The organism is Streptomyces sp. NPDC026538, from assembly GCF_055567535.1.
In genome coordinates this window covers 154,228-170,293 of record NZ_JBVHQG010000007.1, presented here as the reverse complement: position 1 = coordinate 170,293, position 16,066 = coordinate 154,228, and the positions used below count along the sequence as shown (strand labels likewise).

Sequence of the window (16,066 nt, the reverse complement as noted above, 5' to 3'; positions counted from 1 at the left end):
ACGGGGATGAGCGCGGGGGCCTGCGCCTGGGCGCGCGTGAATTCGGTGCGGCGGGTAGCGTGAAGGCGCGAGGCGCTCAGCGATCGCCCGGCGCATCGTGCGCCTTCCCCAGGTACCGGCTCGACTTACCGACCATCGAGTTGACGGCACCGATGGCCTCATGCGAGCTGACGCCCATGTTCTCCGGACGAGTCAGACCGCACGGGGCTGCGGCACTTCACGTCGATTCGATCGAGAGGGGCATGCGATGCCTTTCATCACCACCAGGGACAATACCGAGATCTTCTACAAGGACTGGGGTACCGGACAGCCCGTGGTCTTCAGCCATGGCTGGCCGCTGAACGCCGACGCCTGGGACCCCCAGACCCAATTGATGGCCGACAACGGATTCCGCGCCATCGCCCACGACCGCCGCGGCCACGGGCGCTCCGGGCAGACGTGGAACGGCAACGACCTGGACACCTATGCCGATGACCTGGCGCAGCTGATCGAAACCCTTGACCTACGTGATGTCATTCTTGTCGGGCACTCCACCGGGGGTGGCGAGGTTACGCGCTATGTCGGCCGCCACGGCAGCGGCCGGGTCGCCAAAGCGGTCCTGCTCAGCGCGATCCCGCCGCTGATGCTCAAGACAGATGCCAACCCCGAGGGGCTGCCGCGGGAGGTGTTCGACGAGATTCGCAAGGGCGTGGCGACCGACCGTTCGCAGTTCTACCAGGACCTGAGTGCCCCCTTCTACGGCGCGAACCGCGAGGGCCACCAGGTGTCCCAGGGCACCCGTGACGCGTTCTGGCTGTGGTCGCTGCAGGTGGGGATCAAGGGTTCCTACGACTGCATCAAGGCATTCTCGGAGACCGATCTGACCGAGGACCTGCAACGCTTCGACTTCCCTACGCTCATCGCGCACGGTGACGACGACCAGATCGTGCCCATCGTCGCGGCTGGTGAGAAGTCCTCGAAGATCGTCAAGGACAACACGTTCAAGGTGTACGCCGGGGCCCCGCACGGCCTGTCGATGGTCGCTCCGTTCAAGGACGTCTTCGACGCCGACTTGCTGGCCTTCGCCCGCGGCTGAACACACGAGACCCCGGGCGCCGGCCGGCCCCCGGACGACACCGTGAGCACAGGCCGCCGCGGGTGTCGTGTGCGGTGCCGGACGGCGGCCGGGGTCCCGTTCAGGGGCGCGGTGGAACGCTGGTCTGACGCCCAGTAGCGGCACGATTTGCCGCTGGTTCGACGGACATTGACACCAAGCTCCGATACAGGGGGAAGTCGGCGGTAGCCGTCGGAATCCAGCACAGAGCTGGGCGGTCAACTCGGCCTCGCGGTAGGAGGCCGGACGGGAAGGGCTATACGGCATTGCGGCATTCCTGGCTGACGTCAGGGATGTCGGGCCTACTGCCGGGAGATCCCGCAGAGACAACGACGCGATTGCTGTGACTCTCTGCTGTGATTGTGTTCCGTAATGTGTTGGTACCCGTGATCAAGCGAGCTGCACGTGAATTCCGTGGTCCCATTTATTGGTTCTGCTGCGTTGTGCTCCCTGCGGGTCAGGTCTAGCGTGAGGAAGGTGGCAACCGGCGCCATCTGCCGCGAGGCACCACGCCGCCGAGGGAAAATGGTTCCCGAGCCTCGACGGCGACCGTCCTGACCTTGGTCGTGTCCAGCCGGGTTTTACACGGGCGGATTTGACGCAGTTCCGCGCCCACGGGCGCCCGGAGGTCGATGTGCTTCCCACGCGACACAAGACAGCAACCATCAAGGGCCAAGAAGTCTTCTACCGCGAGGCCGGCCCCAGCGACGCTCCGGTCGTGCTGCTGCTGCACGGATTCCCGAGCAGCTCGCACATGTTCCGCCATCTCGTCCCCGCGCTGGCCGACGATTATCACGTGATCGCCACCGACCACATCGGATACGGCCACTCCGCCATGCCCAAGGTGGACGCATTCGACTACACCTTCGACAACCTCGCAGGAATCACCGCCGGACTGCTCGACCACCTAGGCATGAACCGTTTCGCCATGTATGTGCACGACTACGGAGCACCGATCGGCTGGCGCCTTGCGCTCGACCCTTCCTTCGACGTCAGCGCGATCATCTCGCAGAGCGGCAACGCCTACATGGAAGGATTCGCCAAGCCCTTCTGGGACGACCTGTTCGCGTACGCCACCAATCCGGGCCGCGACACGGAGCCGGGCGCACGGGCCAAATTCAGCCCGAGTACGACCCGTTGGCAGTACGAGAACGGCGCCCCCGACACCAGCCTGGTCAGCCCCGACACCTGGACCCTCGACCAGCTCCTGCTGGAACGGCCGGGCAACGATGAGATCCAGCTGACGCTGTTCCGCGACTACCCGAAGAACATCGAGGGGTACCCGAAGCTGCAGGAGTACTTCCGCACCAGCCAGGTGCCCCTGCTCGCGGTATGGGGCCAGGGGGACGAGATCTTCGGGCCGGACGGCGCGCGGGCGTTCTCCCGTGACCTGCCGGAGGCGGAAATCCACCTGCTGCCTGCTGGGCACTTCGCCCTGGAGACGCACCTGGACGCCATCAGCGGATACATCCACGGATTCCTCGGACGCGTCCTGACCTGAATCGTGTCGAGACCCGCACACCGATGCCGACAACGAACTGCCCCGATCGACACGGCGGCCACGGGCCAGAAGCTGATACCAGGGCTTCCCAGTCGGAGCGGCGTGGGAGGCGCCACAAGAGAGGTGGCGTGGTGGCCACGTTGACAGCAGTGAATATCGGAATGCCGAAAGACGTCCCCTGGCACGGAAAGACCGTGCACACCGGCGTCTACAAGCAGACCGTTGCCGGACCTCGGATGGTGCGGCGGCTGAACATCGACGGGGACGGCCAGGGAGATCTGGGCGGCCACGGCGGTGAGCAGCGGGCCGTGCTGGTCTACCAGACCGACTCCTACCGCTTCTGGGCGAACGAGCTGGGCCGCGACGACCTCACCCCCGGGCAGTTCGGTGAGAACTTCACCGTGGACGGGTTGCCCGACGACGAGGTCTGCATCGGGGACCGATACCGCATCGGGGATGCCCTGTTCGAGGTCACCCAACCTCGGGTGACCTGCTACCGGGTGGGCCTGCGTATGGGCGAGCCACAGATGGCCGCACTGCTCGTGGCCCACCACCGCCCCGGCTTCTACCTACGCGTCATCGAGGAAGGCGAGGTCGAGGCCGGGCAAGAGATCGTCAAGGTCTCCACCGGCCCGGAGGCGATGACCGTCGAAGAGATCGACCGGGTGCTCTACCTGCCCGGACACACCCGTGAACAGGTCGAACGGGCCCTGCGGATCCCCGCGCTGAGCCCCGGCTGGCAGGGTTCCATGCGGACCCTGCTGGACCAGGCCGACGGCGAGGGTGGTGCTTCCTCGGGCAGCGCCGGACTGAACACCGCGGCCACCGCACCGCCGCCTGCCTGGCCGGGCTTCCGCCCGCTGACTGTCACGCATATCCAGCCCGAGAGCCGCAGCGTGTTCTCCCTGCACCTGGCCGACGCAGACGGCTCGGCGCTGCCGGCCGCGCTGCCGGGCCAGTTCCTCACCGTCAAAGTCCAGCCCGCGGGCGGCGTGCCACCCCTGATCCGCAGCTACTCCCTGTCCGGCGAGCCAGGCACCGGCGCGTACCGGATCAGCGTGAAGGTCGAACCGCACGGCTCCGCCAGTAACGAGCTGCGGGCCCACATCCGGGTCGGGGACCAACTGGAGGCCGCCGCGCCCCGCGGCACCTTCTGCCTGACCGGCGGCGACAACCCGGTGGTGCTGCTGTCGGCCGGGGTCGGGGTCACCCCCGTCCTGGCCATGCTGCACGCCCTCGCGCATGACCGCTCCACCCGTCAGGTGTGGTGGCTGCACGGAGCCCGTGACGGGAGCGAGCACCCCTTCGCCCAGGAGAGTCGCGACCTGATCGCCACCCTTCCTATAGCCCGGTCGACCGTCTTCTACAGCAGGCCTGCCGCCGACGACCACCTTGGCGTGGACTACGCGGAAGCAGGCCGCCTCTCGGCCGAGCCCGTCCGCCGACTCGGCCTACCCACCGATGCCGACGCGTACCTGTGCGGCCCCACCGCATTCATGGACAGCCTCACCTCCGCTCTCGTGGACTGCGGTCTCGACGCCTCCCGCGTCCACACTGAGATCTTCGGCGCGGGCCCCGCCATCACCCCCGGGATCAAGGGCTCGGCAACCGGGCCCGCGCCCCACCAGCCCGCGGGGCCGCCCGGCACCGGACCCGAGGTCTCCTTCGCCCGCAGCGGACTCACCGTCCCCTGGAACGACGCCCAGGAGTCCCTGCTCGAACTCGCCGAAGCCTGCGACGTCCCCGTCCAATGGTCCTGCCGCACCGGGGTCTGCCACACCTGCGAACTCGCCCTCATGTCCGGCACCGTCAACTACTCACCCGACCCCGTCGAACCTCCCGCCGAGGGCAACATCCTCATCTGCTGCTCCAAACCCGCAGGAGGGGTTGTACTGGACCTGTGAGACGACGGCCCGTATCCCTGATGTGGCGCAGGACCTCGACTTTCCAGTGATCTCGGACGAGCGCCGCGAGTTGGGCGGGTGTCCTGCCCGGCGGTCAGGATGGTGACGGCATAGACGGTCTTGATGGTGGTCCTGCCGGTCTTGCGGTTCACCCGACCGCGCTTGATCTGGAGCGCTTGGCGGGCGGCCGGCGCGGTCGGTGAAGCAGAGCCGGCGGACCCTTGTCTCAGCGGGAAGGCAACGGCCGGGGAGCACGGGGTCGGCGCGTACGCCGAGCCGTTCCCGGACCTGGGGAGGGGCGTCGGCGTTGCAACCCGTTGACGCCGCAGTAGGTCAGCGGGCGGATCCGTCCATGCGATAGGGCCCTGACTTGTGTCGAAGCCCGCTCAACTTGTCATGCGGGGCTCAGACCCACGCCTGGAAGGTAGGACAAGCTCAGGCGCGGGGCTGCATGTACTCGAAGACAGAGCCGTCCGGGTGGCGGGCGACGATCCTGGTGCCGTTGGGTACTTCGTTGGGCGCTTCGAGGATCTCGGCGCCGGCCTTGCCGAGGGCGTCGAGAACGGGGGTCAGGGACTCGACGATGACGGTCGCGTTCTGCGACACGTACTTCTCCAGCGGGCCGGAGTAGAGCAGGAAGGGTCCTACCAGTGCCAACTCCAGTTCGCGGTAGGGGAATCGGCGGACCTCCACGTCCCCGGCCAGGTCCTGGTAGAGAGGGATCGCGTCTTCGAGGTTCTCGACTTCGACATTTGCGATCATTGCTCGGATGTTGCTGCTCACGGAGATCTTCCTTGCTCAGTTGGCGGTGAAGACGGGGTAGTCGGTGTAGCCCTCGGTGTGACCGGCGTAGTAGGTGTCCCGGTCGCCGTCGGCCAGCGGGTGGCCCTGCGCGAAGCGCTCGACGAGGTCGGGGTTGGCGATGAAGGGGGCGCCGAAGGACACCGCGTTGACGATCCCGTGGTCGAGGATCTCGTTGCCGAGGGCCTGGGTGAAGCCGAGGTTGGCGACGATGTTGCCCAGGTAGTGGGCGCGGTAGCGGGAGAAGAGAGCGATGCGCTCCTCGATGGTGCCGGGGGTGCCCAGGAGGTGCAGGTAGGCCAGGTTGCTGTCGTTGAGCTTCTTGAGCAGCTGGTCGTAGTCGGCGAGCGTCTCCTCGTCCGCGGTGAACGTGGTTCCGTTGTTCCAGCCCGGGGACATCTTCACGCTGATGCGGTCGCTGTCCCACACGTCACTGACGGCGTCGAGGATGTCGAGGAGGAACTGGGCCCGCTTCTCGCTGCTGCCTCCGTAGGCGTCGGTGCGCTGATTGAGACGTGGGTTGAGGAACTGCGGGATCAAGTGGGACTGCTGGGCGTGGATTTCCACGCCGTCGAAGCCGGCGCGGCGGGCGTTCTCGGCCGCATGGCGGTAGTCGGCGATGGTGGCGGCGATCTCGGCGGCGGTGTAGGCGCGCGGGGTGACGGTGTCCTTCGGGCCGGAGGGGGTGAAGGACTTCTCGCCGGGGTTGATGGCCGAGGGTCCGGCGGGCAGGCGGCCGCCGAGGTGGTCGGGGTGGGAGGCCGCGCCGAGGTGGCCGAACTGGGAGACGATCCGCCCGCCGGCCTCGTGGACGGCTTCGGTGACCTTCACCCAGCCGGCGGTCTGCGTGTCGGTGTAGATGCCGGGCGCGTTGATGAAGCCGATCGCGTCGGGGTTGACCCAGGTTCCCTCGGTGACGATCAGGCCGGCGCCGGCGCGCTGCGCGTAGTAGGTCGCGTGGATGTCGGTGGGGGCCAGCTCGGCGTTCTGAGCGCGGGCGCGGGTCATGGGGGCCATGACGACGCTGTTGGGGAGCTCCAGCGCGCCGAGGCGGACGGGCTGCAGCAGGGGCTGGGTGGTGGACATGAGCAACTTCCTTGTGCTGAGGGGGGATGAGGAGGAGAGCGAGGAATGGGCGAGGGCCCGGCTCAGTCCTGTTTGAGGGCGTGGAGGCCGGACAGTGGGCCGCCGAGCTGCATGAGGCGTCCGCCCTCGCGCAAGGAGCCGAGGTCGACGGGGGCGAAGCCGAAGGCGGCGGTGAGGTCCTTGACGGTGGTCTTGGCGTCGGCGTCGTCACCGGCGAGGAAGAGCACCTGGCGTCCGGCCTGGTGGCGCGGGTCCGCGGCGATGTACTGGCCGTAGAGGGTGTTGAACGCCTTGACGACGCGGGCTCCGGGCAGCAGTGAGGCGACGTGTTCGCTGCCGGTCAGCTCGCCAAGGTCGGCGATCTTCATGGGCGGCGGCGGGGAGGCGAACTGGTTGGTGGCGTCGATGACGATGCGCCCGTCGAAGGGTGGCAGGCCGGCTACCGCGTCCGGGATCTGGGGCCAGCCGACTGCGAGCACGACGAGTTCCGCCGCGGCGGCTTCCTCCGGGGTGCCGGCGTGGGCGAGCGGTCCGAGTGCGTCGGCGAGGCCGGCCAGGGAGGCGGGGCCCCGGCTGTTGCTCAGTACGACCTGGTGGCCGTGGGCCACGGCGTGGCGGGCGATGGCCTGGGCGACGGTTCCGGCGCCGAGGGTTCCGATCTTCATGGCGGTGCCCTTCGTGGGGTTCAGGGTGCGGGACTGGTGAGCAGGACGGTTCCGCTCTTGCCGGGCCGGCGGACATGGTCGATGGCCTTCGCGAAGTCGGCGAGGTCGTAGCCGGCGGCGACCTCGAAGAGTTCCGGGGCCGTCGCGGCCAGACGGGAGGCGAAGGCGACGTCCTCGGCCCGTTCCTCAGGGGTGCGGGCCATCCACTGGCCGATAGACACGCCCCGCACGGTCAGGGCCCGCGGGGTCAGCGCGAGCGACTCCAGCGGCGTGCTGCCGGAACCGAGCTGTCCGTAGGTGATCAGCGTGCCGCCGTCGGCGAGCAGCCCGACCAGCTCACCGGTCAGGGATCCGCCCACCGCGTCCAGTACCACCTGGGCACCCCGGCCGCCGGTCGCGTCCCGGACCTGAGTGCGCCAGTCCGCGTCGGCCGTCGAGATGGTCGGCAGTCCGGGGAAGCGCTGCCGCAATCTCTGCGCCCCCGTGGCGCTGCGTACCAGATTGACCAGCGGGATGCCGTGCTTGAGTGCTGCGGCGCTGACCAGCTTTCCCACCGACGAACCGGCGGCCGTCTGCACCACCGGACCGGCCTGGCCGTGCTGGGCGTCCTCGACCGCCCGCAGCAAGGAGAGCAGGGTCAGCGGGTTGACCAGCATCAAGGCCGCGGTCTCGTCGCTGAGGTCCTCGGGCACCGGCACCACAAGATCGGTCGGCGCCGTGATGAGTTCGCTCCACGCGCCCGGCACCGGGAAGAACGCCACCCGCTGACCGGGCCGCAGATCCTGCACACCCTCGCCGACAGTCTCGATGACACCCATTCCCTCCACGCCGGGAATCCGTGGCGTGGCGAACCGCTGCCGCGGCCCACCAGGAAGGCCCTCCACTCCCGCCAGGTCGCCGGGGTGGATCGGCCGGGACAGCACCCGCACCCGCACCTGCCGGGCCGCGGGCACAGCAGGGGCCGGCTGCTCGCTCAGGCGTAGTACCTGCCCGGCTTCTCCGTGCTGGTCGTGGGCGATGGCGCGCATGACGGTCCCCTTCCACGGACTATTGATGATGGTCATCATTGGAACTTCTGCTATGATGAGAGACATCATTAAAAATGTCAAACGGAGAGCGACGCGAGAGGACGGCCATGCCGCGGATCACCAAGGAGGACAAGGCCCGCAACCGGCAGAACATCCTCGAAGCGGCGGGCCGCATGTTTCGCTCGCAGGGCATCGACGCGGTCGGCATCGCCGAGTTGATGAAGGAAGCCGGACTCACCCACGGCGGCTTCTACAACCACTTCGCCTCCAAGAACGACCTGGCCGTAGAGGTGTGCGCCGCCTCCTTCGCCGCCTCGCTCGGGAGCCTGGCCCGGACGATCGAGGACGGTCCGGGCCAGGCCGGCTCTCCGCTGGAGCAGGTCGTGGCCGGGTATCTGTCCACCGCGCACCGTGACGCCCCGGACGGCGGCTGTCCCTCCGCCTCCCTGGTCACCGACGCCGGACGGCACAGCGAAGCCGTACAGAGCGCGTACGCCGAAGGCGTCGAGGGTTACCTCACCGGCTTCACCGCCGAGTTCCTGCGCGAAGCCGAGGAGAAGGGCCACGAGCTCGACCCGGCCGAGGCCCGCCACAGGGCCATCCGCCTGCTCAGCGAAATGGTCGGCGCGCTGATGCTCGCCCGCGCCGTACGCCACGTCGAGCCCGACCTCTCCGACGAGATCCTGCAGACCGGCCGCAGCCACGCCCTCGACTGATGCGACTCAGGGCAGCTGCGGGACGTGGAGCTGAGGCGTTCGCGATAGACGGCCCGGCCCCGACGGGCGCGGGAATGGACGCGCTCCCTACAAGGCTGATCGGACTGACCTGGTTGAGGGCTCTACTCCTCCGCGCCGTCTTCGTCGAGCTCGATCGCGTCCGGGTCACGCAGCGGACGTAAGCCCTCGGCACGGCACGGGGGCGTCGAAGCTGTAGCGGCCCAGGGCGATAAGGGTTCTTGCCAACGGCTGTATCGATGTTCCCCACGGCCGAGCTGGGCCCCTGCGCACGGTTCACGGGATCCGATTGGGCCGCGGCTGCGTCGACAGTGCTCAGACCGGGGAACTGGGCTGCGACAGCGCACCGCGTAGTTGCCGGTTCTCCACGGTCAGCTGGTTGACGGCGCGGACGAGGTGATCGATGTCGGTCTGCAACAGCGACAGCACTTGGCGTCCTTGACGCGGAGTTCCTTCAGCTTGACGATCTGCTTGCGTAGACGGATCTCGGAGTCTGGCGTCTTACCGCGCACCCTGACCTGCGCATAGAAATCGTTCTTGAGGTCCGGGTGCCGCTGGGTCAGCGCGGGTCTCCTGATGCTCTATGGATTCGACACCCACGAGCTGTTCAGGAGGCCCCGTCTCCATGCTCTCGCCCGACGAGGATCACCCCACCGGGCACCACGTTCGACTATCACTGCTCAAGATCGGATGGACCGGCGCGGCCTGGCCGCCCTGTTCTGGTACATCGTCAACCCGTACGGCACCTTCCGCCTCGACATGGACAAGCGGCTCGGCCTGGCTCCCCTGGCCGTTCCCCGTGCGCGTACGCCGTCGGAGGCCTCCGCGCTTGTGTGGGCCGGGGCAGCTCGGACCAGCTGCCCGAGTGATTCCACCATCACCTTCACGACGGTGGAGGCTTCGGCAGCCCCGTATCACCGCCGGTGTCACCGTCGAGGTCAGTATCCGACGGGGTAGCGGCTGGTGATCGCGACGCGGTTGAAGGCGTTCATCACCGTTGCCAGCCAGGCGATTGCCGAGACCTGGTCCGGGGCGAGTACGGCCGCGGCGGCGTTGAAGTCCTCGTCGCTGACGTGTCCGTCCGGCACGCGTGTGATCGCCTCGGTCAGGCGGAGGGCGGCGCGGTCGGTCTCGGAGAAGTAGCCGGTCTCTGCCCAGGCGGGCAGCACGGCGATCCGGTCGGGGTTTTCGCCCTTCTTGAGGGCGTCGCGGGTGTGCATGTGCAGGCAGAACGCGCAGCCGTTGATCTGAGAGGTGCGGATCCTCAACAGCTCGACCAGGAGCGGGTCGAGGCCCGCTGCGGCGGCGGCCTCTTCCACCTGTGACGACAGAGCGATGAGGGTCTTGTAGGCGGCCGGGTGCTGCTTGCCGATGTTGACGCGCTGGGGGTCGGTCATGATTCCTTCGATTCGTTCGGGTCGCCTGCGCCGCGCACTTGGCGTGCGTGGGGGTGGCCGTTCGGGTGTGTTTGGCAAGGGCCGAGTGTGGGGCGGGGCGGTTGCCGTCCGCTGCGTGCCCCGGCCTACGACGCCGGGTCGTCGACTTTGAGCTTTTCTCCGGTGTTGGAGACGAAGACGACCAGGAGCCTGGCCCGTTCGGTCGGGCTGGTGTTCTCGGTGAGGAGGTGGTGCGCACCCGGCGTCTCGACCCAGTTCTCGCCCTGGTGGTAGGTACTCACGGGCTTGCCTGCGAGCTGGCTGCGCACGGCGCCTTCCAGGACGTAGGCGTAGACGAACGCCTGGCCGTGCCGGTGCGGCATCGCGCGTGCGTTGGGCGGGAAGTCGACGATCACCGAGGTGAACGTCTTGCCCTTCACATTCGGAAGGGCCTGCTGGAGCAGCGGCTTGAGGGTTTCGGTGGGGCGTGTCGATGCCATGGCCGCAGGCGATGCCACGGCTGCGGTCGTCCCCTTGACGTGGGTGGGCTGGGCCGAGGTCGAGCAGGCCGTGGCCGCCGTCAGCGTGGCGACGGCCAGGAGGCCGGCGGCGATTCGTATTCCGATCACAAGGGGTCTCCTTATTCAGCTTCCGTGACGCGGATGATCGTCTTGCCTGGGGTGCGCTTGCCGGGGGCGAAGGCGGAGGGCGCTTCGGCGAGCGGCCGCACAGCACCGACGAACGGCTTGAGCCGGCCGTCCCTCAGCCGCGCGGCGAGATCGGTGAGCCGGGCGCGGTCGGGTTCGACGACGAAGAAGATTGCCCGCCCGTCCTTGGGGTGGACCTTGGGCGGCATGACGATGGTGACCAGCGTGCCACCGGGGCGCACCAGGGCGGCCGAGCGGTCGAGGATGTCGCCGCCGATCACGTCGAACACGACGTCGGCCTCGCCGGCGTCCTCCAGCTTCTCGGTCTGCAGGTCGATGAAGGTGTCGACGCCGAGTGCGAGTGCCTTGTCCCGCCCGGAGGCCCGGCCGGTGCCAATGACGCGGGCGCCGGCCTCGTGGGCGAGCTGAACCGCGATCGAGCCGACGCCGCCCGTGGCACCATGGATCAGGACGCTCTGACCTGCGGTGAGGCGGCCGTGGTCGAACAGGCCCTGCCAGGCGGTCAGCCCGGAGATCGGCAGCGCGGCGGCCACGGTGTGGTCGATGTCCGCCGGCAGCGGGGCGAGGTTGCGGGCCTCCACCGCGGTGAACTCGGCGAGTGTGCCGTTACGGGTCCAGTCGGTCAGGCCGAACACCCGCTGTCCGACGCTCAGGCCGGTGGTGCCGTACCCCAGCTCTACGACGACACCGGACAGCTCGTGCCCGGGCACGCTCGGCGTCCGGTCGCGGCCGGCACGATCGGTCCACGTGGCGGGCCAGTCCAGCTCGCCAGGGGTGAACCCGGCGGCGTGCACCCGCACGACGACGTCGTTCTCGGCCGCATGAGGGTAGGGCATGTCCGTCAGGGACATGCCGGCCAGACCGGCGTCACGGTCTCGCACAGTGATGGCTTGCATACAGGTCCTTACTACGGGGGGCGACTCGAGCGCACGGCGCTCGCGCGCAGGGCTCACAGCGGCTGCAGGTGGATGTATGCCGTGCCGCATGATCGATCTCACCTGCTCTGGCGTCTTCCTTCGTCGCCCGTTGCGTTCTCACCAGGGAGACGAGGTGGCCCCTACGTGTGTGACAGCTCAGACGCGCACGAGTTTGTCGGGATTGAGGACCCTGCGGTACGCGGTGATCAGACCACCTGTGATCTGGACCGTGTCGACGGAGTAGACCCGGCCTTCCCGGTGGAACACGAGCGCCAGCTCGCCGCCGACCTCGGCGAAATCGATGTGGTCCGGATGCCACCGGCGCCCCGTACGCACCATGACCTCGGCGACGCGCTCGCCGCCGTGAACGAGCTTGCGTGCCGCCAAGACCTTGCCGCCGCCGTCGGTGACGTAGACGGCGTCTGGGTGGAGGAGCCTGACCAGGCCGGCCAGGTCCCCGGCCTCGTACGCGGCGCGGAAGACCGTGAGGACGCGTTCGCGCTCCGCCTTCGACGCCTGCGGCGTGGACTGCTTCGCCTTGGCCACCCGCCGTCGTGCCCGCGAGGCGAGCTGCCGGGCAGCCGGCACGGAGACGTCCAGCACTTCGGCGATCCGGCCGAACTCAAGGCCGAAGACATCGTGCAGGACGAAGGCCACCCGCTCAGGCGGGCCCAGCTCTTCCATGATCAGGAGCATCGCCGAGCTGACGGACTCGTCGACGAGTACCGGCTGCGACGCGTCCGGCCCTGTCAGCAGCGGCTCCGGCAGCCACGGCCCGACATAGGTCTCCCGGCGGAAGCGGGCGCTCTTGAGAATGTCGTACGACCGTCGCGCAGCCACTGTCACCAGCCAGGCCCGCAGATCACTGATGTCCTGCAGATCCGCTCCGGCCGCCCGCAGCCACACGTCCTGGGTGACATCCTCGGCATCAGCCACAGTCCCCAGCAGCCGGTAGGCCACACCGAAGACCGCGGGCCGGTGCCTCTCCCATTCGGCTCCGAGCGGGTCCTCCTGCTTACACCGTCCGGGCCCGTGCCCGTCACCCATACAGATCGCAGCCTCCTCCAGCTTGCGGATGCAGCGTAGCTATTTCGATCTCAGGATCTTCGAAGACAGCTCCGCAGAAGCGAGCCGACCCGCTCCGACATGACAGCCGCAAGTCCTGATCAAGCTGCTTCGGGGATGGTGTCGGCGCAGGGCGTGCGGCGCGCTCAGCAGCGGGACCGTTCGCTACGAGGTCCGCTTTCCCGACCTGTGGGTATCGGATCGTCGGTGGGCCTGTGAGCATGTGATCGTCCGGCGCGCAGGGCCGCACCCAAGGACAGCGCCCCGACGAAGCCGACGTACAGATAGCCCGTAGTCTCCAGCCCCCATGAGGGCGCCGCGAGCCCGGCGGCGAGGGCCGGAAGACTCAACGCCGCGTAGCTGATCACGTAGACGGCCGAGAAGACCTCCGACCGCGACTCCACGGTGGTGACCGCGCTGATGGCGCGGAGGTTGCCGTTGAACGTCAGGCCGACGCCCAGCCCCGCGACGACCGATCCGCCCACGTATACGGCCGGCGATGCGACAGCCATGGCCACCGCCAGCCCGGACGCACCCAGAGTCAGGAGAACCGCCCCCAGCAAGGTGGCGAGCCGAGCCGCATGCCGAACGGACCACAACCCGCCCACGCTGTTGGCCACAAACAGCGCCGCGATGCTGAGCCCGCCCGCAGCGCCGGACCGCACATGCAGGACATTGCTCACCAGGGACGGAGTGAGCGCGAGGAACAGACCCGTGACGGACCACCCCGCGACGAGGGCGGGAACGGAGGCGAAGAACTCCGGCCGGGCTTCCCGAGGAACCCGGACTCTGGGTCGCAACGACGCCAGTCCCACCGCTCGCGGGACGAGTGTCTCAGGGATCGTGAGGACGACCGCGGCCAGAACGACGAAGGTCAGCGTCAGGACGGGAAAGACATACGCATCGGGACGTGAGGTCGACTGAACCAGCAGCCCCACCACTCCGGCACCGGTGGCCATGCCAATACTCGTGCCCACCGCTGTCGTCGTGGGCCCCAGATGCGGACGTCTCTCGGGTGAGAGCTCGACCAGTCCGGCGGCAAGAGCGCCCGTGGCCGTCCCCGTGGCGATGCCCTGCACCACCCGGGCGATCAGGAGGGAGACGACGCCGTCGGCCGTCCAGAAGATCGCCGTGCTGGTCGCCGCCACCAGAAGGGCGGCGACCAGCACCGGGCGGCGACCCAGCTGGTCGCTCAGCGATCCGACCATCAGCAGGGCGCCGAGCAGACCCACGACATACACGGCGAAGATCACTGTCAGCATCGTGACCGACAGGCCCCAACGTTCCCGGTACAGCGGGTAGATCGGTGACGGTGCGCTTGCCGTGGCCATCATCACCACATTGGTGCAGGCCAGCACGGCGAAGGCCGCACGTCGCCCGAGACGACGCCCGTCGCGAGGGCCACTCATACGTTGCATCACGTTGCCCTTTGTGGCGCCTTGATCAGCTCGGCCAGGGAGCGCCCATGATGCGCTCGACCGTGGTTGTGCGCCGGAAGTCGGGAATGAAATGCTCCAGCACATCCGAATTCACGGTTCCGTTCGTGGTCTCCGGGCGGTGCTTGAGTCCCTCGACGAAGGCCTGCAAAAACTCGTTCTTGAAGTCACCCCGCGGATGGACGGCAGTGATCTCGTGCACCTGGCTGCGATCCAGCTCTTCCAGGCCCAGGCCGAGCACGTCGGTCAGAACCCCCAGATTCGTGATGGCGATCTCCGGGCCCATCCGCCCGGGAATTCCCGGGGTCGTGTGCAGCGCGATCGCTGTCCACACCACGTCGGCGGCCGTGGCCGGGAAACCGCGGTCGAGCATGAACGTGCGTGCGTGGTCGGCTCCATCGACCTCGAAGCGCTGCTCGACGTCGGAAAACGGCGTCAAGAGGCCCGTGTCGTGAAACATGGCGGACAGGTAGAGAAGCTCCGGATCGGGCTCCAGGCCCAGCCTGTGCGCATGCATGGCGCCGAAGACGAAAACGCGCCGGGAGTGGTGGTAGATGAGGGGGCTGGTCATCTCCTGCATGAGGCGGGTGGCCTCGGCGACCGCCACCGTTTCAGGAATCTCTACCCCCGCGATGATCTCGCTCATGATCTCTGCTCCTTCCGAAGTCGGTGTGTCACGAATGGACGGTGCGTCCGTCTTCCACACTGCCAACCACCCGGCGTCCGGCGCTCCCTCGGTCCGGCCATGAGTCACCCGAATCCGGACAGGCGTGCGAGGGGAGAGCACACACGGCCTGCCGTTCTCCTGTTGGCCCGTGCCCGCCGCCGAGCAGACAAGCTGTCCGGTGTCCCCCGGCGGGTGATCTTGGGTGGGCGGACGTGACCGGCCCGGTCTGTGCGGGAGTTGATCGCGTGTGCACCCAATCCGACGTCTGCTCACCACGGCGGCCGCCGTCGCCGCCGTCTTGTCTGCTAGGGCCTGTCCGATGGGTCCCTCGGAGCCACCACGACAGACTGCGAACGCGGAGGTGGAGTCGCTCCCGGCCGCCTTGGGAGGGTTCAATGCCCAGGTGGTGAACTGGGCACAAATGCGCGACTGCAGATTCGACGTCGATCGCGTTCCTGAACTCTTGGAGCGGGTGGAGCGCCAGGACGAGCATGAAGCGTGGAAGGAGCTGGGGTGGCGGCTCGTCCTTGAGCACGACCTGCTGTCTCCCGCCAGTTTCGCTGCCTTGCCGCGCCTGGTGCGCCTCGCGCCACACAGCGCGGAGGCGCGTGGCCTGGCCGGGAAGATCCTTGAGCGCGCGGCAGGGCGGCACGGCTGCGATGGTCTGCTGGCGGACTGCACCGACGCGATCAGGGAGTTCCGTGAGGTGCTGGACGGGCATCTGCGGTCGCGGCCGGCTGACTACCTGGTGTCCTTCCGTGCCCTGCTCGCGGTCGAAGAGGAGTACCACTGGGCGAACGCTCTGGAGGGCTTCACGGACGACATCATTGGCGTGGACTGTCCTCATTGTGGCGTCGGCGTGACGATCGCCATCGGCGGCTTCGGCTGCTACTCGCAGGTATGCGACGGGGGTGAGGAGATCCGGCGGGACCTGCGTCCGGCGGCCGCTGAGGAACTCACCGGAACCGGGAGATGGATGCATGAGATCACTGTCCGCGACGGGCAGGAGGCGCTCGCCGACGGGATTGCTAACCTGTTCGGTAAAGCGGAATGCCCGCGCTGTGCCAGCGTCTTCACCGTCGCGGACGAGTACACGTCCGCCAACCGTCCGGTCATGCGGTAAGC

Annotated in this window: 15 protein-coding genes; 5 read left to right on the top strand and 10 right to left on the bottom strand. The window is 68.2% G+C overall.

Annotated elements, in window-relative coordinates:
* Positions 1 to 247 precede the first annotated feature (247 nt).
* From ACZ4N4_RS27340 to ACZ4N4_RS27330, 3 genes are all read left to right on the top strand, one after another.
* Positions 248 to 1,075, top strand: coding sequence for an alpha/beta fold hydrolase (locus tag ACZ4N4_RS27340; RefSeq protein ID WP_453579420.1), 828 nt, complete (start codon positions 248 to 250; stop codon positions 1,073 to 1,075).
* Positions 1,076 to 1,727: 652 nt separating this feature from the next.
* The gene (locus tag ACZ4N4_RS27335; RefSeq protein WP_467593249.1) at positions 1,728 to 2,594 is read left to right on the top strand and encodes an alpha/beta fold hydrolase; all 867 of its coding nucleotides are present in this window, start codon (positions 1,728 to 1,730) and stop codon (positions 2,592 to 2,594) included.
* 161 nt (positions 2,595 to 2,755) lie between these two features.
* Complete coding sequence (locus ACZ4N4_RS27330) at positions 2,756 to 4,498, top strand: MOSC domain-containing protein (RefSeq protein WP_467593246.1); 1,743 nt, start codon at positions 2,756 to 2,758, stop codon at positions 4,496 to 4,498.
* Between the two features lie 435 nt (positions 4,499 to 4,933).
* On the opposite strand, the gene ACZ4N4_RS27325 is transcribed toward ACZ4N4_RS27330, so the two are convergent.
* From ACZ4N4_RS27325 to ACZ4N4_RS27310, 4 genes are all read right to left on the bottom strand, one after another.
* The gene (locus tag ACZ4N4_RS27325) at positions 4,934 to 5,281 is read right to left on the bottom strand and encodes a VOC family protein (protein ID WP_450972531.1); all 348 of its coding nucleotides are present in this window, start codon (positions 5,279 to 5,281) and stop codon (positions 4,934 to 4,936) included.
* Between the two features lie 15 nt (positions 5,282 to 5,296).
* Positions 5,297 to 6,385: an alkene reductase gene (locus tag ACZ4N4_RS27320; protein WP_467593237.1), complete on the bottom strand. Its 1,089-nt coding sequence runs from the start codon at positions 6,383 to 6,385 to the stop codon at positions 5,297 to 5,299.
* A 62-nt stretch (positions 6,386 to 6,447) separates the two neighbouring features.
* Positions 6,448 to 7,050, bottom strand: a complete 603-nt coding sequence (locus tag ACZ4N4_RS27315) for an NADPH-dependent F420 reductase (protein WP_467593232.1) — start codon at positions 7,048 to 7,050, stop codon at positions 6,448 to 6,450.
* 20 nt (positions 7,051 to 7,070) lie between these two features.
* Positions 7,071 to 8,114, bottom strand: coding sequence for a zinc-binding dehydrogenase (locus ACZ4N4_RS27310; RefSeq protein WP_467593228.1), 1,044 nt, complete (start codon positions 8,112 to 8,114; stop codon positions 7,071 to 7,073).
* 71 nt (positions 8,115 to 8,185) lie between these two features.
* Between ACZ4N4_RS27310 and ACZ4N4_RS27305 the strand changes: the two genes are divergently transcribed.
* Positions 8,186 to 8,794 (top strand): TetR/AcrR family transcriptional regulator, encoded by a 609-nt coding sequence (locus tag ACZ4N4_RS27305; protein ID WP_467593222.1) that lies wholly within the window; start codon positions 8,186 to 8,188, stop codon positions 8,792 to 8,794.
* A gap of 956 nt (positions 8,795 to 9,750) precedes the next feature.
* Here the strand turns inward: ACZ4N4_RS27305 and ACZ4N4_RS27300 are convergent.
* From ACZ4N4_RS27300 to ACZ4N4_RS27275, 6 genes are all read right to left on the bottom strand, one after another.
* Positions 9,751 to 10,209, bottom strand: a complete 459-nt coding sequence (locus tag ACZ4N4_RS27300; RefSeq protein ID WP_467593218.1) for a carboxymuconolactone decarboxylase family protein — start codon at positions 10,207 to 10,209, stop codon at positions 9,751 to 9,753.
* Between the two features lie 125 nt (positions 10,210 to 10,334).
* Positions 10,335 to 10,817 carry a cupin domain-containing protein gene (locus tag ACZ4N4_RS27295; protein WP_467593214.1) on the bottom strand — a complete coding sequence of 161 codons (483 nt, stop codon included), beginning with the start codon at positions 10,815 to 10,817 and terminating at the stop codon, positions 10,335 to 10,337.
* 11 nt (positions 10,818 to 10,828) lie between these two features.
* Entirely contained in the window at positions 10,829 to 11,752 is a 924-nt protein-coding gene (locus ACZ4N4_RS27290; RefSeq protein ID WP_467593210.1) for an NADP-dependent oxidoreductase, read from the bottom strand.
* A 177-nt stretch (positions 11,753 to 11,929) separates the two neighbouring features.
* Positions 11,930 to 12,820 (bottom strand): RNA polymerase sigma factor SigJ, encoded by an 891-nt coding sequence (gene sigJ / locus ACZ4N4_RS27285; protein WP_467593207.1) that lies wholly within the window; start codon positions 12,818 to 12,820, stop codon positions 11,930 to 11,932.
* Positions 12,821 to 12,984: 164 nt separating this feature from the next.
* A complete protein-coding gene (locus ACZ4N4_RS27280; protein WP_467594306.1) occupies positions 12,985 to 14,256 on the bottom strand; it encodes an MFS transporter in 1,272 nt (423 codons plus the stop codon).
* A gap of 25 nt (positions 14,257 to 14,281) precedes the next feature.
* Positions 14,282 to 14,920 carry an HD domain-containing protein gene (locus tag ACZ4N4_RS27275; RefSeq protein WP_467593204.1) on the bottom strand — a complete coding sequence of 213 codons (639 nt, stop codon included), beginning with the start codon at positions 14,918 to 14,920 and terminating at the stop codon, positions 14,282 to 14,284.
* 424 nt (positions 14,921 to 15,344) lie between these two features.
* On the opposite strand from ACZ4N4_RS27275, the gene ACZ4N4_RS27270 reads away from it, so the two are divergent.
* The gene (locus tag ACZ4N4_RS27270) at positions 15,345 to 16,064 is read left to right on the top strand and encodes a hypothetical protein (RefSeq protein ID WP_467593201.1); all 720 of its coding nucleotides are present in this window, start codon (positions 15,345 to 15,347) and stop codon (positions 16,062 to 16,064) included.
* The last annotated feature ends 2 nt before the right edge of the window (positions 16,065 to 16,066 follow it).

Coding starts and splice junctions, on each gene's coding strand:
- ACZ4N4_RS27340 (WP_453579420.1), top strand. CDS start 248: ATGCCTTTCATCACCACCAGGGACAATACCGAGATCTTCTACAAGGAC.
- ACZ4N4_RS27330 (WP_467593246.1), top strand. CDS start 2,756: ATGCCGAAAGACGTCCCCTGGCACGGAAAGACCGTGCACACCGGCGTC.
- ACZ4N4_RS27320 (WP_467593237.1), bottom strand. CDS start 6,385: ATGTCCACCACCCAGCCCCTGCTGCAGCCCGTCCGCCTCGGCGCGCTG.
- ACZ4N4_RS27315 (WP_467593232.1), bottom strand. CDS start 7,050: ATGAAGATCGGAACCCTCGGCGCCGGAACCGTCGCCCAGGCCATCGCC.
- ACZ4N4_RS27310 (WP_467593228.1), bottom strand. CDS start 8,114: ATGACCATCATCAATAGTCCGTGGAAGGGGACCGTCATGCGCGCCATC.
- ACZ4N4_RS27305 (WP_467593222.1), top strand. CDS start 8,186: ATGCCGCGGATCACCAAGGAGGACAAGGCCCGCAACCGGCAGAACATC.
- ACZ4N4_RS27300 (WP_467593218.1), bottom strand. CDS start 10,209: ATGACCGACCCCCAGCGCGTCAACATCGGCAAGCAGCACCCGGCCGCC.
- ACZ4N4_RS27290 (WP_467593210.1), bottom strand. CDS start 11,752: ATGCAAGCCATCACTGTGCGAGACCGTGACGCCGGTCTGGCCGGCATG.
- sigJ (WP_467593207.1), bottom strand. CDS start 12,820: ATGGGTGACGGGCACGGGCCCGGACGGTGTAAGCAGGAGGACCCGCTC.
- ACZ4N4_RS27280 (WP_467594306.1), bottom strand. CDS start 14,256: ATGCAACGTATGAGTGGCCCTCGCGACGGGCGTCGTCTCGGGCGACGT.
- ACZ4N4_RS27275 (WP_467593204.1), bottom strand. CDS start 14,920: ATGAGCGAGATCATCGCGGGGGTAGAGATTCCTGAAACGGTGGCGGTC.